This is a genomic window from Sphingomonas sp. So64.6b, assembly GCF_014171475.1.
GTDB lineage: Bacteria > Pseudomonadota > Alphaproteobacteria > Sphingomonadales > Sphingomonadaceae > Sphingomonas > Sphingomonas alpina_A.
The window spans coordinates 281,116-303,078 of sequence record NZ_CP048817.1 but is presented as its reverse complement, the minus strand read 5'-3'; the positions used below and the strand labels follow the sequence as shown (position 1 = coordinate 303,078).

Annotated in this window: 20 protein-coding genes; 9 read left to right on the top strand and 11 right to left on the bottom strand. The window is 63.6% G+C overall.

Translation table 11 applies throughout. From position 1 onward, the window contains the following. Nucleotides 1–40: 40 nt before the first annotated feature. On the bottom strand, nt 41–901 hold the full coding sequence (locus G4G27_RS01430) for a class I SAM-dependent methyltransferase (protein ID WP_183111473.1): 861 nt from the start codon (nt 899–901) through the stop codon (nt 41–43). Between the two features lie 72 nt (nt 902–973). On the opposite strand from G4G27_RS01430, the gene G4G27_RS01425 reads away from it, so the two are divergent. From G4G27_RS01425 to G4G27_RS01415, 3 genes are all read left to right on the top strand, one after another. Next, entirely contained in the window at nt 974–1,411 is a 438-nt protein-coding gene (locus G4G27_RS01425; protein ID WP_183111471.1) for a helix-turn-helix domain-containing protein, read from the top strand. Nucleotides 1,412–1,542: 131 nt separating this feature from the next. Continuing rightward, nucleotides 1,543–2,700 (top strand): HD-GYP domain-containing protein, encoded by a 1,158-nt coding sequence (locus tag G4G27_RS01420; protein ID WP_183111469.1) that lies wholly within the window; start codon nt 1,543–1,545, stop codon nt 2,698–2,700. A 276-nt stretch (nt 2,701–2,976) separates the two neighbouring features. Continuing rightward, the gene (locus G4G27_RS01415; RefSeq protein ID WP_183111467.1) at nt 2,977–3,786 is read left to right on the top strand and encodes a class I SAM-dependent methyltransferase; all 810 of its coding nucleotides are present in this window, start codon (nt 2,977–2,979) and stop codon (nt 3,784–3,786) included. A gap of 163 nt (nt 3,787–3,949) precedes the next feature. Here G4G27_RS01415 and G4G27_RS01410 read toward each other — a convergent pair whose 3' ends face one another. Both G4G27_RS01410 and G4G27_RS01405 read right to left on the bottom strand, forming a co-directional pair. Beyond that, nucleotides 3,950–4,438 carry a helix-turn-helix domain-containing protein gene (locus G4G27_RS01410; RefSeq protein ID WP_183111465.1) on the bottom strand — a complete coding sequence of 163 codons (489 nt, stop codon included), beginning with the start codon at nt 4,436–4,438 and terminating at the stop codon, nt 3,950–3,952. Between the two features lie 424 nt (nt 4,439–4,862). Further along, nucleotides 4,863–5,387: a hypothetical protein gene (locus G4G27_RS01405; RefSeq protein WP_183111463.1), complete on the bottom strand. Its 525-nt coding sequence runs from the start codon at nt 5,385–5,387 to the stop codon at nt 4,863–4,865. 99 nt (nt 5,388–5,486) lie between these two features. Between G4G27_RS01405 and G4G27_RS01400 the strand changes: the two genes are divergently transcribed. The 3 genes from G4G27_RS01400 to G4G27_RS01390 all read left to right on the top strand — a co-directional run bounded on the left by G4G27_RS01400 (nt 5,487) and on the right by G4G27_RS01390 (nt 8,034). Then, nucleotides 5,487–6,140, top strand: coding sequence for a TetR/AcrR family transcriptional regulator (locus tag G4G27_RS01400; protein ID WP_183111461.1), 654 nt, complete (start codon nt 5,487–5,489; stop codon nt 6,138–6,140). Continuing rightward, nucleotides 6,115–6,693: a hypothetical protein gene (locus tag G4G27_RS01395; protein ID WP_183111459.1), complete on the top strand. Its 579-nt coding sequence runs from the start codon at nt 6,115–6,117 to the stop codon at nt 6,691–6,693. Before G4G27_RS01400 ends, G4G27_RS01395 begins: the two co-directional genes overlap by 26 nt. Nucleotides 6,694–6,912: 219 nt before the next feature. Beyond that, on the top strand, nt 6,913–8,034 hold the full coding sequence (locus G4G27_RS01390) for an alpha/beta fold hydrolase (RefSeq protein WP_183111457.1): 1,122 nt from the start codon (nt 6,913–6,915) through the stop codon (nt 8,032–8,034). On the opposite strand, the gene G4G27_RS01385 is transcribed toward G4G27_RS01390, so the two are convergent. The 6 genes from G4G27_RS01385 to G4G27_RS01360 form a co-directional block, all read right to left on the bottom strand. After that, nucleotides 7,976–8,488: a nuclear transport factor 2 family protein gene (locus G4G27_RS01385; protein ID WP_183111455.1), complete on the bottom strand. Its 513-nt coding sequence runs from the start codon at nt 8,486–8,488 to the stop codon at nt 7,976–7,978. The two genes, G4G27_RS01390 and G4G27_RS01385, sit on opposite strands and share 59 nt — an antisense overlap. Before the next feature lie 60 nt (nt 8,489–8,548). Continuing rightward, a complete protein-coding gene (locus G4G27_RS01380; RefSeq protein ID WP_183111453.1) occupies nt 8,549–9,211 on the bottom strand; it encodes a hypothetical protein in 663 nt (220 codons plus the stop codon). 361 nt (nt 9,212–9,572) lie between these two features. Continuing rightward, nucleotides 9,573–10,598: a hypothetical protein gene (locus G4G27_RS01375; RefSeq protein ID WP_202049647.1), complete on the bottom strand. Its 1,026-nt coding sequence runs from the start codon at nt 10,596–10,598 to the stop codon at nt 9,573–9,575. 53 nt (nt 10,599–10,651) lie between these two features. Then, complete coding sequence (locus G4G27_RS01370; protein WP_183111450.1) at nt 10,652–11,647, bottom strand: hypothetical protein; 996 nt, start codon at nt 11,645–11,647, stop codon at nt 10,652–10,654. Next, nucleotides 11,644–12,771 carry a hypothetical protein gene (locus G4G27_RS01365; RefSeq protein ID WP_183111448.1) on the bottom strand — a complete coding sequence of 376 codons (1,128 nt, stop codon included), beginning with the start codon at nt 12,769–12,771 and terminating at the stop codon, nt 11,644–11,646. The genes G4G27_RS01370 and G4G27_RS01365 overlap by 4 nt, the downstream gene beginning before the upstream one ends. Before the next feature lie 156 nt (nt 12,772–12,927). Further along, nucleotides 12,928–14,382, bottom strand: coding sequence for a carotenoid oxygenase family protein (locus tag G4G27_RS01360; RefSeq protein WP_183111446.1), 1,455 nt, complete (start codon nt 14,380–14,382; stop codon nt 12,928–12,930). Between the two features lie 359 nt (nt 14,383–14,741). Between G4G27_RS01360 and G4G27_RS01355 the strand changes: the two genes are divergently transcribed. The 3 genes from G4G27_RS01355 (at nt 14,742) to G4G27_RS01345 (ending at nt 18,770) form a co-directional block, all read left to right on the top strand. Further along, on the top strand, nt 14,742–15,569 hold the full coding sequence (locus G4G27_RS01355; RefSeq protein ID WP_275944105.1) for a CoA ester lyase: 828 nt from the start codon (nt 14,742–14,744) through the stop codon (nt 15,567–15,569). Between the two features lie 188 nt (nt 15,570–15,757). After that, nucleotides 15,758–17,212, top strand: a complete 1,455-nt coding sequence (locus G4G27_RS01350) for an ATP-binding protein (protein ID WP_183111443.1) — start codon at nt 15,758–15,760, stop codon at nt 17,210–17,212. A 22-nt stretch (nt 17,213–17,234) separates the two neighbouring features. After that, nucleotides 17,235–18,770, top strand: coding sequence for a hypothetical protein (locus G4G27_RS01345; RefSeq protein WP_183111441.1), 1,536 nt, complete (start codon nt 17,235–17,237; stop codon nt 18,768–18,770). Nucleotides 18,771–18,810: 40 nt separating this feature from the next. On the opposite strand, the gene G4G27_RS01340 is transcribed toward G4G27_RS01345, so the two are convergent. Continuing rightward, nucleotides 18,811–20,148: a sigma-54 dependent transcriptional regulator gene (locus tag G4G27_RS01340; protein ID WP_183111439.1), complete on the bottom strand. Its 1,338-nt coding sequence runs from the start codon at nt 20,146–20,148 to the stop codon at nt 18,811–18,813. Then, complete coding sequence (locus tag G4G27_RS01335) at nt 20,148–21,926, bottom strand: ATP-binding protein (RefSeq protein WP_183111437.1); 1,779 nt, start codon at nt 21,924–21,926, stop codon at nt 20,148–20,150. The genes G4G27_RS01340 and G4G27_RS01335 overlap by 1 nt, the downstream gene beginning before the upstream one ends. Nucleotides 21,927–21,963: the final 37 nt, after the last annotated feature.

The following is a 21,963-nucleotide window of genomic DNA, read 5'->3' as shown; positions in this document are numbered from 1 at the left end:
AAACGCTTGCCGCACCGGAGGCGCCGAGCGCGCTGCCCCGTCAGGCGCGCGCGGTAACCAGCCAGCAAGCGGCGGTGAAGCGCACATCGTCGCCATGCACATAGCGGGCGAAGGCGGCGCGGATCGCCGCGATCACCTGAGCCCGATCCTCCACCGCCAGATCCTGCAGCAGCAGACCGACCGGCCCGAGCCGCGTGGCATAGGTCATCAGATCGCGTTCCGGCAAATGACAGACGGGATCGACCGGCCGGATGTCGATCGCGGTCCAGCCGCTGCGGGTCAGGATGTCGCGCACATAAGCCGGGTCGGCAAAGGCGAACTGGCCGGGGCCGTCTGCGCCGCGCGGCGGGATGGTCGAGATCACTGACGCCGCGGCGGTTTCGGCGGTGGTCATGAAGGGATTGTCGGCCGCGCCGCGCCAGGCGGCGAAGACGAGCCGGGCGCCGGGCAGCGCCGCGCGGCGCAGATTGGCGAAGGCCGCCACGGGATCGTCGAAGAACATGACGCCGAAGCGCGAGAGGATCGTGTCGAAACGGGCGCCGGCGAAATCATGAGTCTGGGCATCGGCGCGGAGGAAGCGGACCCGGTCCAGCCCCGCGGCAGCCGCGCGCGCACCGGCAGCGGCGATCAGCGGCGCCGAGATGTCGATGCCCAAGCATTCATGGTCGGGCGCGAGATGCCGCGCGACCGCCAGCGTGGTGCCGCCGCCACCGCAACCGACATCGAGCACGCGGCTGGCCGGCGCGGTCGCCACCTGTTCGACGAGCAGATCCTGCACCGGGCGCAGCAAGTCGTCGAGCATGGTGTTGAGTTCCGCCCAGGTCCGGCCGGCGCGGTCGTTCCATAAAGCGGACTGGGCCTGATTGGCCTGCCCCGGAATCACGGGCGATTGCTGTTCCATAAACACATCCTCTGGCTTGCCTAATGTCGTGCGATGGTCATTGTACGACTTCAAGTCGACTTGAGGTCAAGCATGAAAGATCTGGACATAAACGAGGTGTCGCGGCGCTCCGGCCTGCGCGCATCGACGATCCGTTATTATGAGGAAAAAGGCCTGATCGTTTCGATCGGGCGGCGTGGCCTCCGGCGGCTGTTCGACCCCGGCGTGCTGGAGCGACTCGCGCTGATCGCGCTGGGCCGGGCGGCGGGGTTCGCGCTGGACGAGATCGGCGAGATGGTCACCGGCGAAGGCCGGCCGGCGATCGACCGGGCGAAACTGACCGACAAAGCGGACGAACTGGACGGCGATATCCGGCGGTTGAAGGCGATGCGCGACGGGCTGCGTCATGCCGCGGCCTGCCCGGCGGCGCACCATATGGATTGCCCGACATTCAGGGGCATCTTGAAAAAGGCGGCCAATGGACTGCTCCCGGTACCGGCGTCGAAGCCAGTGAAGCGGCACTCAATATAGCCTCACCCGCAAGTTTGAATCAGCGCAGGTTTCTAAGCTCGACGATCCTAACAGACTTTACTGGCTGCTTTTTTCCAAACCCCACACGCCTCCTTAACCTCATCGCCGATACCGTGGTGGATATGGGGACGATGCGGGACCATCGCGACGATCGTGAGCGGGCAACACCGATGGCGGACAACGCCGCCGGTGCGGAGCCGTTGCCGCGCGTCGCCGATCGGCTGATCGCGGAGGATTGGCGTGGCCCCGTCATTGCGGTCGCGCGGTTGCCGGGCAAACGCGCGGCTGTGCCAGCGGTCAGCCGCCCGGCGCTGCACCTGAAAGCCAAGCCCGGCGACTGGCGGACGGAGCGGTCGCGCGCGGTGGCGGTGGTGGCCGAAGGCGTGGTGGCGATCGAGGGGGCGATGGCGGCCGCGGCGGAGGGCCGGCCGATCGACCTGCGCGCGCTGACCCCGATCATCTCCGCGATCACCGCATCGATCGCGCGCGATCCCGTTGCGGTGCCGATCGTCACGCGGCTGAAGCGGCGTCACGAATATACCTATGTCCATTCGGTCGCGGTGTGCGGGTTGATGATCGCGTTTGCGCGGCAGCTCAACCTGGACGAAGCGGTGGTGCATGAGATCGGGCTGGCCGGGCTGCTCCACGATATCGGCAAGGCGCGCATCCCCAATTTGCTGCTCGATAAGGCAGGCGCGCTGACCAATGACGAATTCCGGCTGGTCAAATCGCACACCGAGCGCGGGGTCGAGATATTGTCGCGGACCGAAGGCATATCGCCGCTGGTGATCGATGTATGCCTGAACCATCACGAGCGGATCGACGGCCGCGGTTACCCGTATGGCAAGACGATCGACACTCTCAGCCTTTATGCGCGGATGGCGGCGATCTGCGACGTGTACGACGCGGTGACCTCGCAACGATCGTACAAGCGCGCCTGGTCGGCGGGCGAGGCGATCGAGTGGATGATGGGATCGTCGGGCCATTTCGACCGGCAATTGCTGTCGGTCTTCGTGCCCACGCTGGGCGCGTTTCCGGTCGGGTCGCTGGTCCGGCTCGACAGCCAGCGGCTCGGCGTGGTGGCGGGCGACCGGCCCGAGGTCGACCCGATGAACCCAATGGTCCGCGCCTTTTACTGCGCGTCGACCGGACGGCGCATCGCCTGGCGCGATGTCGACACGCGGCACGACCGGGTGATGGCGGTGGAGAGCGCGGCGGCGTGGGGGCTGGAGGACTGGCCGGCGATCCGCGCGGCGGCTCTGGGTGGCGCGGCGGCGCGGGAGGGCTAGCGCAGCGTTGGTTTGGGTGGAATCACCCCTTCCGTTCGGGCTGAGCTTGTCGAAGCCCCGTTCTTTCCTGTGACAGAGGCAGCAGAAGAAGGACGGCCCTTCGACAAGCTCAGGGCGAACGGAGGGAGTGGATCGATTCAGCTCGAACCCTGGCGGGTGGCCAATGATCCGCCAGCAACAATTGCTCACTTGGATTTGAGCGGCAACATCGCGTACCCCTTTGTCAGGAAGCGGCGCGCGCGCCGTCAGACCATAACCCCGACAGAAGGATGCCCGATGCGCACTCTGCCCGTTTTCGCCGCCGTTATGATGATTAGCGCCAGTACGCTTGCCACCAGCGCCCCGGCACAGGATGCCACGCCCGGCGCGGCGCTGATTGCGGCGACCAAGGCGACGACGCGCTCGACGGCGAACGTCGCGCGCGACCAATATCGTCACCCGGCCGAGACGCTGGCCTTTTTCGGGGTCAAGCCGACCGACACGGTGATCGAGATCTGGCCGGGCGGCGGGTGGTATACCGAAATCCTCGCACCCTATCTCAGCGGCAAGGGCACGCTTTATGTCGCTGCTGCGAGCGAGAAGGGCATGGTCGCGGTCAAGGCCAAGCAAGCGCTGCAACCCGAAGCCTATCGCACGGTCAAATACGCGATCTTCCCCGATGGCGCGGGCGCGACCGCAGTGCCGGCGGGCACGGCCGATGCGGTGCTGACGTTCCGCAACGTGCATAACTGGCGCTTCGGCGAGACCGACAAGACGCAAGCCGCGTTCGACCAGATGTTCGCGATGCTCAAGCCCGGCGGCACGCTTGGCGTGGAGGAGCATCGCCTGCCCGAGGACCAGGTCGGGGTCGAGGAAGGCAAGAGCGGTTATATGAAGCAATCCTCGGTGATCGCCTATGCGACCAAGGCGGGGTTCAAGCTGGTCGCCGAGAGCGCGATCAACGCCAACCCGAAGGACACGCATGATTACCCCAAGGGCGTGTGGACGCTGCCGCCGACCTATGAGGAAGGCGATGCCGACCGCGCGCGTTATGCGGCGATCGGCGAGAGTGACCGGATGACGTTGAAGTTCGTGAAGCCGAAATAGGCAAAGGAACGGGTTTCGCCCGCGACGGCGGCGGCGCGCCGTCGGCTGTGTTTGCCAGTCATAAGAAAGAGCGGGACGGCGCGTGAGGGTATAGTCTCTCCGGCCGACGTCGGGCCGGTGCCGCCGAGCCCGAGAAGGCGTCAGGGCGGCGCCGACCGCTCGCTTATTCGCGGGCCGGAGCACAGTATGCCGCACGGAATTCAGGCAATGCCTGGTCGCCGATCCGCTCTGCCGCCCGGCGCATTTCCTCGGCCCAGTTTGTATCCTCCTCAGGCGGCGGCATGGGGCGAGCCCAGATACCGGGGCGGCGAGCGCGCATCCATTGCAGCGCAGCGGTGACATCGGGGCGGACCTCGCGCTGGTAGCGCACGATCACCGGCTCCTCGGCGTCCGCCGGGTGATAGACGCGGACCGCTTCCTCTTCATAACCGATCGCGCGTTCGTACAGCGCGCGTTCGACGCGATCGTCGGCAACGTCTTTGCCAAGCTTTGTCGCCTCGGCGAACTCAGGATAAGCGGCGCGCCAGCGGAAGATGGTGCTACGCGAGACACCGAATGCCGCGGCAAGCTCGCGATCGGTCAGGCCCTGCGCGTAAAGCTCCTTCGCCTGACGGACATAAGCGGGTTTGAAGGTCGAGGGACGCGTTTCCATGCCGGGCGAGATAGCGGCGGTTGAACGGCGTTTGAATCGAGGCGCTGGGTGAAGAGCGAGGGGAGATATGGGACACCGGTTGTTGTATATCTTTGGTGCGCGCGAGCACGGTACTCAACGGGCGCGGGCGGCGCGGCGCGCAAGCAAGCCACCGCGTGAAATATTATTATATATCAATATCTTATTGATATATTCGTACGTCAGGGAAATCACCTCCCACGAGATTAGTATTGTGTCCCCACAATTGGTGTCCCCACAATTAGTGGTGTCCCCACAATTGGTGTCCCCACAATTGCAGCCAGAAGAAGAAGCGGGATTCCCGCTTTCGCGGGAATGACGGTGGCCCTGATAATTGTTCGCATCGACCAGCATGAGGCGCGGCCGGCGACATTGGTGTTCTCCGTCGCACTCTTCCCGGGTGGGGTTACCATGCGACCTTGGGCTTGCGGAAACCCATCTTCGCCCATGCGCCGAGCAGTTTCAGCATGAAGCGGGCGGGGTATTTGGCATGTTTGGGGACGTCGTCGGGAAGTGCCGGCCCTTCCGGTCGGTCGGCGGTCATGACCCGCATATCCAGCGCCGCCACGGGCGCCGACAGACGATCGGCGTAGACGCTCAGCCAATGCCCTTTGGTGAATTCCAGAAACATCGGTGCCCCGCAGCACGCGGCGACCATTCGCCGGGTCGGCGATTCCGGTTTGAGCCGATGGTCGCGCAACTGGTCGCCGCCGCCGATAAATCCGATGCGATCCTTGCGGTAAAGAACGAGGTCGGTGCCGCCGTCATCGTCGACAACCGAGTTTCCGTCGGCAGCCTCCGCGAAGGCTTGTCCTGCGGTGCGGCAGCTGTCGCAATAGCATTTGGTGTGCAGGATCGGTGGGCCAGCGACATCGAAACTCACATGCCCGCATCGGCATGCCGCTTTTTGTCCCTCGCCACGACTGCTCATGATAATCTCCGATCTATGCGGCCGTTTTAGAACTAGACCGTATAGTACTGATCGATATAACTGGCTGTCAAGGTGATGCGGCCGCACGAGGATTGAGCGATGAGTGAAACGACGGTCGAAAACCTGGGCCGAACGGAATCCAAACGGCGCACGATCCTGGATGCGGCGACGACATTGTTCCTGCGCCAGGGCTTTCTCGGCACGAGCATGGACGAGGTCGCGTCGCTCGCGTCGGTTTCGAAGCAGACCGTCTACAAGCAATTCGCGAGCAAGGAGGCGTTGTTCGTTGGGATCGTGCAGAGCCTGACCGGCCACGCTTCCGACCGGGTCCAGACGGGAATGGAGGACCCCGCAGACGCGGCGGAGATGGCGGACGAGCTTCGCGGGCATGCCGATCGATTGTTGACGATCGCGCTCACACCGCAGTTGCTGCAGCTTCGCCGGCTCGTGATCGGGGAGGCAATGCGATTTCCGGAGCTGGGCAAGGCGCTATACGAAGGTGGGCCGGGTCGGGCGATCAGCGGCCTGGCGACGGTATTAGAGCGCTGGGCTCAGCGCGGATTGCTGACGGTCGACGATCCATTGGTCGCGGCAACACAATTCAACTGGTTGATCATGGGTGAGCCGGTCAACCGAGCGATGTTCTATGGCGATGAGGGGGCAAGCATGACCTCCGCCAAAAGGGACGCCCATGTCGGCGCCGCTATTCGGGTCTTCCTCGCGGCCTATGAACCGGGTCGATCCCGTTCCTGAAAGCGAATGGCAGTTCCATTCCGACCTGCCGCACGCGCGCCCCCTGAAATCCGGCAAAGATGGTGAAGATTCGATGAACTTATGGCGTCACTGCTTTGAAGCACTAAGATACGGGGATGTCTCGTTTGTTTCTTCGCTCTGGCGGCTGGATGCTGTCGATGTCGGCGACGCCGTGCCTGGCCGCGTCGGCGCAGGACAAGTCGGGGCAGTTCTCCTCATCAGCGCCCGCCCCTGGGCAAATGCCTCGCGAGATCATGGGATCGACATCGGCGGTGCCGGGGGATCGTGTCGTGTGCCTTTACGACAAGCCGAGCCGCAAGATGATCTGCCGCACCTTCGATCAATGGCGGGTGATCGGCATCCAGCGTTCGGCGAAGCGGAATTTCGAGAAGCGCTGAATTTGCGCGCAAGCCACGATCCGCATGGTATTCGGATTGGATATGCCGCCGCCGCGGGCAGCGCCAAAGTGTTTGCCGCGCCGTTTGTCGCCTGCTCACTGCTCCATTTCTGGTACGACAGCTTCGTATGGTCAGTTCGCAAACGCCAGGTTTAGCCCCTGGTTTCAGTGCGACTGCAGAGCGGGGCGCCGTTTCCATAACCGCAAGCGGACCGCCGCTGTTTTCCGACGAAACAGCGTGCCTTCCTCGGTCTGGTTCATGAAGAAAGGGCCGTCCGGATTGCCTTGCCCGTAAGCACGATACCGGCATCATGAGCTGTCGGATTGAACCACGGGCGGCTTGGCAGGCAAGCCCGCAAAGGGTAGAACTGGCGGATGATCGCAGCCCTTCTTCTGCTCGCCGCGCAGACCGCCGCCGCCCCTCAGGCAACACCCGCGGCGTTGCCGATCAGCGCCTCGCCGGCGCCCGCACCGACCAGCAAATGGCCGACCGCCGAAGCGGATTTCCATATCAGGGATTTCCACTTCGCATCGGGGGAGACGCTGCCCGATCTGAAGCTGCATTACACCACGCTCGGCAAGCCGCATCGTGACGCACGGGGGCAGATCGACAATGCGGTGATGGTGCTGCACGGCACCGGCGGCACCGGGCAGCAGTTCCTCTCACCGCAATTCGCCGACCAGTTATACGGTCCGGGTCAGCCGCTCGACATCACGCGCTACTGGATCATCCTGCCCGACAATATCGGGCATGGAAAATCGTCCAAGCCGTCCGACGGGCTGCACATGCGTTTCCCGCGCTATGATTATGACGACATGGTCGCGGCGCAATATCGCCTGCTGAGCGACGGGCTCGGCATCCGGCGCATGCGGTTGATCATGGGCACGTCGATGGGCTGCATGCACAGCCTGGTGTGGGGCGAGACGCATCCCGACTTCGCCCGCGCGCTGATGCCGCTGGCGTGCGAGCCGGTCGAACTGGCCGGGCTCAACCGCATGTGGCGGCAATTGCTGATCGACGGGATCAAGGCCGATCCGGCGTGGAGCGGGGGGGATTATACCGCGCCGCCGGTGCAGGGCCTGCGCACCGCGGCGACGCTGTTGTTCATCGCCGGCGCGGCGCCGGTCAATTTGCAGAAACTCTATCCCGATCGCGACAAGGCGGCGGCCTTTGCGCAGGAGCGTGTCGCGAAGTCGATCGCGGGGACCGACGCCAATGACCTGATCTACCAGGTCGATGCCTCGCGCAGCTATAATCCCTGGCCGAAGCTGGAGGCGATCACTGCGCCGCTGACCTGGATCAATTCGGCCGATGATTTCATCAACCCGCGCAATCTCGATTATCCGGTGCGGGCAGTCGCGCGGATGAAGGATGCGCGGTTCCGCCTGATCCCCGAGACCGACGATACGCATGGCCACGGCACCCATACATGGGCGGTCAATTGGCGGGACGACCTGACGGCGCTGCTGGCACGGACGGAGGCGCCGGGGAAGTAGGCGCGGGCGCCACGTCATAGGCCGAGACATGGTTGAGCGTGATCAGCCACTCACCACCGATCTTGCGGAACAGCCGGGTATTGACCCCTTCGGCTGCGCGGACCGGGCGTTCGAGATGATAGCGGCCGACCAGCATCGCCGCGTCGGGCGCGAGCAGTTCGACCTTCATGTCGTAGAAATGCAGCGTGCCGCGCGTCGCGGGCGACGCGCCATAGTCACGGACATAATGGTCGAGCGTCCCCTGCCACCCGTCCTGAAACTTGCCGCCGGAAACGAACACCACATCGGGATTCTGGAACCCCGCCATATAGCCGCGGAAATCGCCGCGGTTCCACGCCGACTCCATCCGCGCGACCACCGCGAGGATCGCGGCACGATCCTCCACCGGCCCGGCGGCGCATGGCGTGGCAAGGGTCAGCGCGAGCGCGGCGAGAAGGAATTTGAAGACGGGCATGACCGGAATAGACATGGCGCGAGGCGATTGATCAAGCACCGCCTGACTTAGGATCCAAACCTAGCGCTTGCGCAGATCGACCATGATCATTTCGGGGTCGGGGGTATCCTCCATATAGAGCGGCTTGCTCGGCCGCCTGGAGCGATGTTCGAAGACCTTGTCATAGGCCGCATCGCCGCCGCCCTTGTTGAGGCGCAGGTCGCGCGTCACGATGTCGCTGGTCAGCAGGTTCCAGCTCATCTCATAACCGTCATGGGCGTAGGTGCGGCTGTAGAGCGTCGCGTCGAGCCCGATCAGCCGCATGCGCCCCTGCCCTTTCCCCTGCCCCGGATCGATACGAAAGCGATAGATGGCGGAAATCGCGGTGCCGCCGCCGGTCAGATCCTCGACCTTGAGCACGCCTTTGGCGATCGACACCGTGGCCGGGCCGAGCGGCGACGGTTCGAGCTTCAGGTCGCCGATCGACCGAAAGGGCGTCTTCGCGCCGGGGCGTTGCGCGATCAGCACCGTCACGGTGCGCGCGTCCGGGCTGCCCGCGACATAGGCCGTGTCGATCAGCCCGTCGCCGTTCAGGTCGCCATCGACGCGGCTTTCGATCTCCTGCCCCAGTTCGAGCGAGTCATTGAGTTGCGCGTCGGTGAGACGCGAGGCCGGGGCGCGTTGCGCGGCGGCGGGAATGGGGACGGACAGGAGAATGGCGGCGGCGATGGTGAGAACCCGCATTGATATGCGCTCCGATCGTTTCGGGTGTGCCGTAGCATGGATGAGGGTGAGGTTCGACCGTAGTGGTTTGTGGCGGCCTGCGAGGATACTCGGAGATGGTGCATTAATATAGACTGAGATTAGGGGTGCCCGTCGAAGCGGATATCATAATAAACGCGTCACTGCCGATAATTGCAGTTTTCCGGTAGTCGAAAGAAAATGGGGATTGATTTTAGAGATTGAGTAGCCTGTCACAATAATTCCGAGTAATAGAACTCGTAAGATAGTAAAGTAGTGGTCACGTGGCCCCGTATGGCACGCTTGCCGTTCCCTCTCCTTAGGTCACATGCGCAGAGTCACGTATGACTTTGCCTTGACTCGTCTAGCTTATCGCAAAATGATAATCGTACTCCACTTTTGTTCCGGCAGCATTTGGACGAAAGGATCTAAGCTGACCGCCAGTGATGTCAGAAACGCGTTTTTCAACAAGAGAAACCTTTTTACCCAGCCCGAGCAATAGCGATTTCTCCAACCCTTCCGTGGTTTCGTCATAGTTAAGTTTGCTTCCGCCCATTCGAACAATCACACGAGCTTCGCTGCGCATCATATCCGCCATTCCGGCCCATACCTCCCGTAAAAACCCCCAATATTCTTCGCGCCGGATATAGCGGTCATCAACGCCAAGTGACGAGTTTGGGCGCTCTGCGCCGCCCAAAAACCAAAGACGTAGCCACTGGTCTTCCGCAAAATTGGTCGTGTCGAGATAGGGCGGCGAAGTTATTACAAGCGCAACCTCTCCTTTATATTCGGGAAACTGCGCAGATGCTTCACGAGCGTCTATGTGCAGCACTCGTCCAGAGTTGGATGGTGGTGGCGTAACGTAGCGATAGTCAATTTCCGTGCGCAAGAGCTCAAACACATCGCGTCGCGGCGGGAGGCAGTTATTTTTCGTCCACCATCTAACCGAATAATCGGGCTTTGTGCTGATTGTTCTCGGCATCCTGTTGCTAAAGTAACGAGGGCTACGATGGCTTTCCCCGTGAAGGAGGCCCAAAGAAGCTGCTGCCAGAAAACAATCTACCGGGTCATTTTGCCAGTCGAGATTGACACGAAGGTGCATTAATTCGTCGTAAGTTTCCTCATGAAAGCATAGCAAGAAAAAGTCCGTTTTATCGACTTTCTCGTAGTGGGCAATTGGCAGGCGCTGAAGTTCGTTCAATCGCGCCAACAAAGCGTCAATCGGAGGGGCGTTGACTTTCGCTCGAGAGACACAGGCCGCGACGGGGTTGGTGTCACAGGCTGCGGCCCGGCGATCATTAAGCACTGCCTCGAAAACAGTGGTTCCTCGCCCACTAAAAGGGTCAAATACGAGTTCTCCCGGCTTCGACCACGCGAGGTGCTTCTGCACGAAAGTCTCGGGAAACATTGCAAAATATGGACAAAGCGCGTGGAGCCGATGCCTCATGCCGCCCACCGTTGCACCAACTCTGCACGCTGATCGCGAAGCCAATTCTGGATGCGCACTGCCTCATCCAATCGCTCGACCGGCCCAACGCCTGCCGCGACGACATCAAACGCTTTTGCCGCATATGCCGGCAAGCGACCGCGATCCAGTATGTAACCGTGCCGGGGAGTTTGATTTAACATAAGATAAGGATCAAGTAAAAACGGGATGAACATTATTGGGTGGGGATGACTTACGGGTTGCGTTTGAAACCATAGAGCCATGAATTGTTCAATGTCCGGCCTTATGCTCTTGTCCTTCCAGTTTGCCCCTGAAGCAACTTGACCTAGCACAAAGCCATGACCCGGCTGTCCGTCAGCCTCCGGAAACCACGACAAAACGTCAATCCCTGCATCTTTGACAGACTCAGGTGCGTGGTCCGGTGCAACGTCATGCGGCAAGCCGTCGCCGAACTGCGCCCAAATCTCTTTCAACTTTTCGAGAAAGCCGGTTTTGTCCGCTCGCGGCCAGCCAACGGAAAATGCGGGGCCACCAGTCCGTCCCGCAGCGCCTAATGTCGCGCAGATTTGAAAAACGTCTCGCGCCGTAACGAGGGTCGCTGCCGATGGCTGCAAGTCTTCAGTGACTAGGGCGCTACCGCGTGCGTGAGCCATGATTAGCGAGAACAGGTATATCGCTTGCCCCACACTCCCATCGAAAACCATTCGCAGTTGCGCACCGTCTGCGCTCATCGCAAAAGGGTACGCCTGACCCAAAATCTGCGCTCGACGCTCTACCTCGCCGATTACACCAAGCTTGGTGTCCTCGACGAACTCGTCATCTTCCGACGTATCTTCATTCTCTCGATCCGCTTCCATTTCAAGTTGTGAAATGAGAACGTCAAGCGCCGCCACACCGTAATCAGAATAATACGCGACAAGTTCAAGCCAATCGGCCTGAATACGATTCGACATATCTACGTTGGGGCTTGAAAGCCTGTTGTCTAGGCTCACAGATTGGTCTTGGCGTCATTATACGCCACATCCATAATGAGATAAATATTTTTTGTATTTTTCTGCATCTCATTTGCGATCTGATAGAGACTTTCATCCGTTCCGTCGTAAGAACTGACCTTCTTTAGCACCTGTTCAACTGCTTGGTGCGCCTCTACGAGGGACCGCTCGAACTGCGCAACTTCGGTATCCACCTCCTGATATGCGACGTTCAAGTTATTGGTTGCCATCATAATGGCGCGTGCTTTTGGTTTTGCTAGAACCTCCGCGAGTTGCTTAACGTGCGGATTTTGGGAAGTGACGACAGGCCGAACTTCATCGAGCTTGGACCCGTACAGCCAAACCATTACCTGTTTTAATTGTGGTAATTTTTCTTCTGGTACGGGGTTCGGAACGGGGTCTTCGGCCCGCCAGCTTTCATTGAGGCCGAGAAACTGCCGGTATCCGGGGCGGGTCAGAGCGGTGTACAAATGCGAGAAGGAGAACGGCCTGCCGGGATACCGATCCTCAACTTCGAATAACCCCGCAGATGTTGCCTGCTCCAGCACATAAACGCCCGCGACCATGCGCTGTATCGTATCGTGCCGGTCTCCCATACGTGCCGCGATGTCGGCGAGAGATAGTCCATTCTCACGCTCGGCCTTGAACCAATTGGCAGCGAACTGCCCCTTGGCCAAACTATCCCAACGGTGAGGACCGTTGATATGCTTGAACCCAATGAAGTCGCGCGCTTCATCGCGATTAGCGACACGATAAACCGTTACCTGCCCCATCACCGCCAACTTTGCAGCATCTACGTGCGGAAGAGATACGTCGGCTTGCCCTGCCAATTCGGGCGCAAGAAAAAGCTTCAATGCGGCCAGCCGCCGATTGCCTTCGAGAACAATGAGCTTCCCGCCATCAATCAGAACGATCAACGGTTCGATGTCAACATAGCCGCTGTTCGCAATCGATTGAAGCAGTTCGCCGAGGTCGGCGTGCCTGTTCAGAAAGCGTATAACAGCGACGTCGCTGCCGCCATCGACGTCAGCGTCCGGCGTGAACCGGGGATTGATAGGATCGAATTGTAGCCACTCGACAGGCACCCGACACGCCTGCTTGAGCGGAATGTCGCCCATTTCCATACTGTTCCCCTTGGCAGCGCATCAAAAAAGCTACCCTACGAAAAAATGATACGGCCCCATTCGACGCCCCGCCTTGCCATATCGGCTAAGCACGCAATGTTCAAATATGAGGGCAATCCTGATGTGCAGCCAAATCGTTCACAGGGCAGCGCTCTGTTACTCAATTCCCCGCTCCGCCCAACACGCATGCGTCCCGCTGGAAATCTTATGCGGCAGCGCGATCCGACACACCGGCCCATCGTTGAAGCGCTTGCAGTCGATCAGGATGCACTCCGACGTGCCTCTCGCCTCATCGGTGACGAAGCTCACCAGATAGCCGTCATCCTCATCCACCGCGCGCGCCCTTGGCGCGAACGGGGCTTCGCTGGCGTAGCGGCCTTCGTCCAGCGTCACTTCCCATGACTCGCCGGTGTCGAGGTCGTGTTTGACGAAACCGTTGAACAGGAACCAGCCGGGTTTCGAGGTGCTGCTGTAGATATAACGATGACGCCGGCCGGCGACGCGTTGGTTGATCATGCCGAATTCGAGCACGCGGTCGTCGAGCCGTTCCTCCTTCGTGGTGCCGTCGGCCAGGTTGAAGCGCCAACGGTGCAGTTTCGAGCGGAAGCTGTGTTCGTCGACATAGGCCATGAGGTGGCCATAGCCGTCGGCATTCTCCAGCGGCGCGGGCGTCGGGTTTTCCTGAAAATAGCCATCCATCACCACTTCGTCGCCATCCTCATAGGCGTTGAGGAAGTGGAGGATGTAGGTCGGGGTAGCCTCGAACCAGCGGATTTCCTCCGGGGTGCCGTGGCGCGGGATCAGCGCGAAGCGGGCGGGCACGCCGTCGTGCAGGCGGGCGGCGTGGATGTCGCGCTTCAACAGCTCCGCATCCCAGAAGACGGGCAGGTCGTTGACGATCGACCAGTGTTCGCTGAACGTCATGTCGTGCGGCAGGCGCGGGCCGGGCAGCGCCACGGGGATGTAGTCGGTCAGTTTCCCCGCGCGGTCGACCACGCCGTAATGCATGTAGGGCGCGTGTTTCGAATAGTTGAAGAACATCAGTTCGCCGGTGCGATCATCGACCTTCGGGTGGGCGGAGATGCCGTCGAGCGGGACCCAGGGGGCGAGACCGAGTGGCTCCAGCGTTTCGGGGTCGAGCATGTACCCTTCGCCGCATTGGTAAAAGGTCGAGATCGCCTTTCCGGCATGGACGGTGATGTCGGTGCTGGAGCTGTCCTTGAGTGAGCCGTGCGCGCCGAAGCCGGGGCGTTTCGAGGTGCCGGCGCGATCGGCAAGGCCGCCCCAGAGCGAGCCGACCGCCTCCTGCTCCGCCGCGAAGCAGCGGGTGCGGACCCAGCGGTTGCGGTAGCTGGCCGTGCCGGCGCGGAAATCGATCTGATGAATCATGCCGTCGCCGTCGAACGGGTGGTAGCGACCGAGCGGCTGATGCAGCTGGTTTTCGGTGTTGCGCAGGTAGATGCCGTCGAGATCGGTGGGGATTTCGCCCTCGATCACGTGCAGGTCGGTGGCGGTGACCTCCTCATGCTGCGGGGTCCAGGCGCCGTTGAGATAGGGGTGGTTGCTTGGTTGCAGCGTCGCGATGACGGGGTCGAGGCGGCTGATCTGCATGGGCTTTTGCCTTTTTGTGCTGTGCGGATGGTAGGACCGGGATCGGGGTGGCGTCCAGTGATTGGGTTCGTGATGATGGCGGTGGTTTCGGGGCGAGGTTTGGCGCGGAGGACGCGGAGGTGTTGCGTTTTGGGGGCTGGCGGGCGCCTGCCTCTGCCATTCGTTTCGAGCGAAGGTTCTATCGAGCAAAGTCGAGAGATCGAGAAACCGTGCGCAGCGCCTGTTGCCTGTTTCTCGACTACGCTCGAAACGAACGGTGGTGGGGGTTGTAGCGGATCGACCAAGCCGGTTTTAGCGGTATTAAGGCCCCTATGACCCAGCCCCATCCCCGCCCCCGCCCCTTGCGCAGCCTGTTGTATATGCCCGCCTCCAATCTGCGCGCGATCGAGAAGGCGCGGGAATTGCCGTGTGATGCGGTGGTGCTCGACCTGGAGGATGCGGTGGCGCCCGAGGCCAAAGTCGCCGCGCGCGAGACTGCGGTGGCGGTGGTGCGTGAGGGCGGGTTTGGCCAGCGCGCGCTAATCGTGCGGGCGAACGGGATCGATACGCCATGGGGGCGGGACGACCTGACCGCGCTGGCGCTTGCCGGGCCGGATGCGATCCTGGTGCCAAAGGTCAATGATGGGGCGGAGGTCGCGGCCTATGATGCGGCGATCGCCGCCGCGCCCGGACATACCAGGCTGTGGGCGATGATCGAGACGGCGCGGTCGATGTTCCGGCTGGAGGAGATCGCGGCGCAGGCGCGGACCACAAGGCTGGCGGCGTGGGTGATGGGGACCAACGACCTGGCCAAGGAAATGCGCGCGACGCTGGATGTGGCGCGGGTGCCGTTCCTGGGATTCCTGGCGCAGTCGGTGGCGGCGGCGCGGGCCCATGGGCTGACGATTTTGGACGGGGTCTATAACTCTATCGAGGATGAGGCCGGGCTGGAGGCGCAGTGCCGGCAGGCCAGGGCGTTCGGGTTCGATGGGAAGACGTTGATCCATCCGAAGCAGATCGCGGTGTGCAATCGGGCGTTTACGCCGAGCGAGGCCGAGGTGGCGGCGGCGCGGGTTGTGGTGGCGGCGTTTGGGCTGCCGGAGAATGCGGACAAGGGGGCGCTCAGGGTCGAGGGGCGGATGGTGGAGCGGCTGCATCTCGCCGAGGCCGAGGCGGTGATTGCGTTGTGGGAGATGGTTTCTTCCTAAATCCTCCCCGGCACGGGGAGGAGCGAGGGGGCCGGGCCGCAGGCGCTGCGCTCGTGGAGGGCGCCCCCTCCACCATTCGCCGGAAGAGGCGAATGGTCCCCCTCCCCCGCTGCGCGAGGGAGGAATTTAGAAGGCCGTCCGACGCTTACCTCTTGCTCCCCTGCCCCTGCATCGGCCATGTCGCGCACATGACGTTTCAGGTGGACATGGGCACCGACGGCGCGGGTAAGAGCGTGCCGATCGATCTCGAAGAATTGCTCGCGACGCGGTTGCTCGTGCAGGGCAATTCGGGGTCGGGCAAGTCGCACCTGCTGCGCCGCCTGCTCGAGCGCAGCGCCGGGCAGGTGCAGCAGATCATCATCGATCCCGAAGGCGACTTCACCACTTTGGCCGGGCCCTACGGGCATACCGCGATCGAGGCGGTGGCCTATTCGGTCAGCGAAGTGACGCGGTTCGCGGCGCGCTGTCGCGAGCATCGCGCGTCGGTGGTGCTGAGTCTCGAAGGGCTGGAGATGGAGGGGCAGATGCGCTGCGCCGCCGCGTTCCTGTCCGGGCTGTTCGATGCGCCGCGCGAGTTCTGGTATCCGGCGCTGGTCGTGGTCGACGAAGCGCAGATCTTCGCGCCGGCCGCTGGCGCCGAGGTGTCGGAGGAGATCCGGCGCGCATCGCTGTCGGCGATGACCAATCTGATGTGTCGCGGGCGCAAGCGCGGGCTGGCCGGGATCATCGCGACGCAGCGCCTCGCGAAATTGTCGAAGAATGTCGCGGCCGAGGCGTCGAATTTCCTGATGGGTCGGACCTTTCTCGACATCGACATGGCGCGCGCGGCCGATCTGCTCGGCATGGAGCGGCGCCAGGCGGAGGCGATCCGCGATTTGCAGCGTGGCACGTTCCTGGCGCTGGGGCCGGCGGTGTCGCGGCGGCCGGTGGAAATCCGCATCGGCGCGGTCGACACCTCCGCGCGGAGCAGCAGCCCGGTGCTGACCCCGCTGCCCAGCGCACCGGCGGCGGACATGAAACAATTCCTGCTCGAGGGGCTGGAGGACATGTTGCCGCTCGCGCCCCCTCCCCCGCCGCGCCCCGCGCCGGCCGAGGAGCTGATCGAGCAGATTTCGCATGCCGAGGAGGCCCATCCCGCCCCGGACAAGCCTGCGGAAGATCCGGCGCATATCGAGGCGGTGATCATCGAGGTAATGCGCGCGATCGTCGCCGATCCCGATGCCGCGTCGCGCACCGCCGCGGTCCTGTTCCAGGATTTTCAGGTGCGCTGCCGGATGGCGGGGGTTTACCGCGTGCCGTTGACGCCGTCGGCGTTCGCGCGGCGGCTGGCGGCGGCGCGGGCCGGGATCTTTGGCGGGCTCGACGAGGAATGGGCCGAGGTGATCCGCGCCGCCAACGACTTGCCCGACGATATGCTCGGCGCGTTCCTGCTGGTCGCGCGCGCGGCGAAGGAGGGCGAGCCATGCCCAAGCGACGAAGAGGTCGCGCGGACCTATGGCACCAGCTCGCTTGGCCGGGCGCGGCGGGTGATGAGTTATATGGAGGGGCGCAACATCCTGGTCACGCGCACCGATTTGTCGGGGCGGCGGTCGATCACGATACCCGGCCTGGGCTGGACCACGGCGGCGGCGGACGCGGCGTGACGCAACTGACGAGGAGACGATGATGTTTGCGATGGCCGTGCTGACGATTGCCCTGCAGGCGGCACCCGCGCCAAGGCCGGCGCCGCCCGCCGACCCCGCAGCGGGCGTGCTGCTGCGCAAGGCGCTGAGCGCGCAGGGCGGCGAAGAGAAATTGCGTGCGATCAAGGCGGTTCGGTGGAGCGCGACCGGTTATCGCAACATGCTCGAGCAATCGGAGCGGCCTGAGGGACCCTATATCGTCGAGCATCAAGTGGTGAGCGATGTGCACGACCATGAGCGCGGGCGGCAGCGCAGCGTGACCGAATCGACGATCAATCCGATGGGCAAGTTCACCACCGGGTTCATCGCCGACAAGAGCACCGCAATGCGCCTTGCCGGCGAAGCGCGCAGCCCGGGCACCGCCGAAATGGTGACGCTGTCGCGCGAGACATTGGCGCTAAGCCCGGAACGCTTGCTGCTCACCGCGCTCGATGCGCCGGATGTGCGTGTCGCGCCGGCGGTCACGATGCAATCGGTGCCGCAGGATGTGGTGAGGTTCAGCCTGGACGGCGCGCCGGTGACGATCTTCCTCGATCGCTACACGCATCTGCCGACCGCGATGGATTATGCCGGGCCGCTGGCGCGCGCCGGTTACTGGCGCTTCCTCGGCGATACGGTGGTGCGCACGTCGTACAGTTTCTGGTGGATCGGCAAGGGCGGCGTGAAGATGCCGCTGCAATGGGACATAACGCGAAACGGCCAGCCCGAGGGCAGCTGGGCGATCGGCACGCTGAGCCTCGACACGCCGGCGACCGAGGCCGAGTTGCAGATCACGCCGGAAATCCGCGCGGCGTTTGCCGCGCTGCCCGCGCCCGTCGCGCCCGGCGATATGCCGTTCGGCAGCACGCGCCAGCCGCCGGTCGATCTCGCGCCCGGCATCGTGCTGGTGCCGGGGCCGTGGAACGTCGCATTCGTGCGACAGGATGACGGCGTGGTGATCATCGAAGCGCCGATCTCATCGGGTTATGCCGCCAAGTCGATCGCCGAGGCACGGCGGCGTTTCCCCGATTTGCCGGTCAAGGCAGTAGTGACGACGTCGGATTCATGGCCGCATCTGGCGGGGGTGCGCGAATATGTCGCGGCGGGCATTCCGATCTATCATCTCGACATCAACGCGCCGATCCTCAAGCGCGTGATCGCCGCGCCCTATACCAGCCGCCCCGACGCGCTGCAGCGCAAGCCGCGCAAGGCGATCCTGCGCCCGGTAAGCGGCGCGACGACGCTGGGCACGGGTGCCAACCGCATGGTGATCTATCCGCTTCACGGCGAAGTCAGTGAACGGCAGATGATGATCTGGTTTCCCGAGCACCGGTTGCTTTATGGCAGCGACCCGTTTCAGGGCGGCGGCGAGCGCGGTTATTCCTTTCCGCAAGCGGTGAGCGAAGTGACCGACGCGGCGGCGCGCGAAGGGCTGAAGCCCGAGCGCTTCTTCATGATGCATATCGGGCCGACGCCATGGTCCGAGCTGGCCAAATCGATCGCCGGAGCGGCGCAGCTGGACGGGCCCGACGGGAAATAGAAGGTTCTGGAGTTTGATCCGGCAAGACGGCACCGGCCCGCTACCCGTTGCGATAAGCGGCGAGGTCGATGCCGTGGCGGGTGATCTTGTCGTAGAATGTCTTGCGCGGAATGCCGAGCAGCGTCAGCGCCGCCGCGACCCGTCCGCCGGTGGCGCGGAGCGCGTCCTCGATCGCCTTGGCCTCGAACTGGTTGACGCGGGTCGGCAAGTCGGCACCGGGCTGCGCCGGCGCATGATCCTCGGACTGAAGGCCAAGCACTGTTTCCAGTGCGAAATTGCGCAGCTCGCGAACATTGCCGGGCCAGTCGTGCGTCTGCAATTTACGCCGCAAACCATCGTCGAGCACGACATCGGCACCATCGAGCCGCTGCCTGAATTCGTCGACAAAGGTCGCGAACAGGGCGAGCACGTCACCGGCGCGTTCGCGTAACGGCGGCACGCGCAGGCGCAGCACGTTGAGGCGGTAGAACAGGTCGGCGCGAAAGGCGCCGTCGGCGACCGCCTCGGCGAGGTTGCGCTTGCTCGTCGCGACGACGTGAAGGTCGACCGGCTGAGGACGGTCGGCGCCGAGCGGCAGCACCTCGCGCTCCTCCAGCACGCGGAGCAATTTGGCCTGGATCGCCGGCGACATGCTGTCGATCTCATCGAGCAGCAAGGTGCCGCCGCTCGATCCGGCGATCCGCCCGGTGCGCGATAGGCGGGTATGGACGACGCTGTCGGCGGCATGGCCGAACAGCTCGGTCTCGGCGAGCGCATCGGGCAAGGCAGCGCAATCGACCGCGACGAACGGGCGGCCGCGCCGGGGGCCGAGGCGGTGAAGCATCAGCGCGACCAGTTCCTTGCCGGTGCCGGTCTCCCCCTCGACCAGCACATCGACATCGGCCTGCGCCAATTGCCGGATCGTCGCGCGCAGCCGGACCATCGGCGCGCTGTCCCCGATCAACGGGCTATCGCTGTCCCCTTCCGCCGCCGCCGCGCGCAAGGAACGATTGTCGATCACCAACTGCCGGCGTTCGAGAGCGCGCGCGACGCTTGCGGTCAGGTGATCGGCGGCGAACGGCTTGATCAGGAAATCGAACGCGCCGTCGTGCAGCGCCGACACTGCCATGGTCACGTCGCCATGCCCGGTGACCAGGATCACCGGAATGTCGGCGTCGAGCGCGCGGACATGATCGAGCAGTTGCAGCCCGTCCATCTTCGGCATGCGGATGTCGGAGACGACGACACCGGTGAAATCCGGGGTGATCGCGAGCAGCGCGTCCGATGCGCCGGCAAAGGCCTGCACCGCGAAACCGGCCAGTTCGAGCGCCTGGACGGTCGCGTCGCGAAGCTGGTCGTCATCTTCGACGAAGATGACCGATTGGGCGATGTCGAACATCAGGCGCGCCTCAATGCGAAAAGGAAAGTTGCGCCGGTCGGCGATGACGGCGGACTAAGCGCGACATCGCCGCCGAATTCGCGCGCGATGTCACGGGCGATGGCGAGACCGAGACCAAGGCCTTCGGGCTTGGACGAGGCGAAGGGCGTGAACAGCGTGTCCGCGATGCCGGGGTCGATGCCGCCGCCATTGTCGGTGACCGCGAGTTGCACATCGGTGTCCCCGGTGACCCGGATCGACACGTGCCGATCGGCCATCGTCTCGACCGCATCGAGCGCATTCTGCAGCAGGTTGATCAGCACCTGTTCGAGCCGCACGCGGTCGCCCACCACCGTCACATCGCGCAAGGATGGCGGCAGGTCGACCGCGATCACCCTCCTGGCCTGCTCGCCGATCAGCAACAACGCACCATCGATCACCGAGGCGATCGGCACCGCGCCGGTCGCCGGCGTGCGGCGCCGCGCAAAGGAGCGCAGTTCAGCGGTGATCGTGCCGATCCGCGCGGTGAGGCCGACGATCTGATCGAGATTGCCGCGCGCCGTATCGGGTGCGCCGCGGTCGAGGAAACGCACGGCGTTTTCGGCAAAGGTGCGAATCGCGGCGACCGGCTGATTGATCTCATGCGCGACGCCCGCCGTGATTTGCCCGATTGATCCGAGGCGGTTGGCCTGAGCGAGTTCCTCACGCGCGGCGCGAAAGCGGTGATCGGCTTCGATCCGTTCGTGCGATTCCACCGTCAGCCGGGCATTGGCGTCGCGTAGCTCGACAGTGCGGTGCGCCACTTCCTTCTCAAGCGCGACGCGCGCCTCGTTCTGCAAGCGCCGCGTGTCGGCAGCGCGAATGAAGAACCCCGCCGCGAGACCGACCAGCAACAGGATCGCAACGCCCCAGAGCCGGGCACGCGTCGTTGCAGCGGCCAGCGCCGGTTCGAGCGGCTCGAGCCGCACCAGTACCGCGCCGGAAAGCGCGGCAGGCGAGCGCGCCACACGGTAGCGCGCCGTGCGGTCACCGAGCGGTACGGTCGCGGAGGATCGGCCCAACGAGAGCGGTGCGGCCACTGGCGGTTTCGCGCCGAACTGCAGGGTACGACGCGCATCGGCCAGCGTCGCGGCGTCAAGCGCATGAGTGGTGCGGAAGCGCCAGTCGGGCCGGCTGGTGATCAGGATCACACCGTGCGGATCGGTCACGAAACTGATTCCGCCGGCATGTGCCCAGGCTTGCTCGACGCGGTCGAACTCGACCTTGACCACGACCGTGCCAAGCGCGCGACCGCCGCGATCGACCCGCCGGGCGAGGAACAGGCCGGGCCGTCCGCTGACTGTGCCGAGCGCGAACAGCTCCGACCCGCCGGCGCGCATCGCGTCGCGGAAATAGGGACGGAAAGCATAATTCTGCCCGACGAAGCTGGTCGGCAACCGCCAGTTGCTTGCGGCGCGCGTACGGCCCTGGGCATCGATCACATAGATCGCCGCCGCATCGGTGCGATGCGCGAACAGTTCGAGTGTGCCGTTAAGCCGCTGCTGCGTCGCCGCGTCGCCGCCATCGAGCATCGTGGCGACATCGGGATAGTCGATCAGCACCAGCGGCAGGAGACGGAATTTCTGCAGCTCGCTGGCGAGCAAGCCGGCCTGCACGTTCGCCGTCTGGCGAGCCGCCGTGTCGGCATGACGTTCAGCCTCACCCAGTGCCCAGCGCCCGCTGGCCAGGATCAGCGCTGCCGCGCCGATCAGCAGCAAAGCCAGGATCAGGGCAAACCGGGGGGTACGGAATCGAGTCACTTGAGCGATTTATCACACATCAGGAAAATGCATGTGC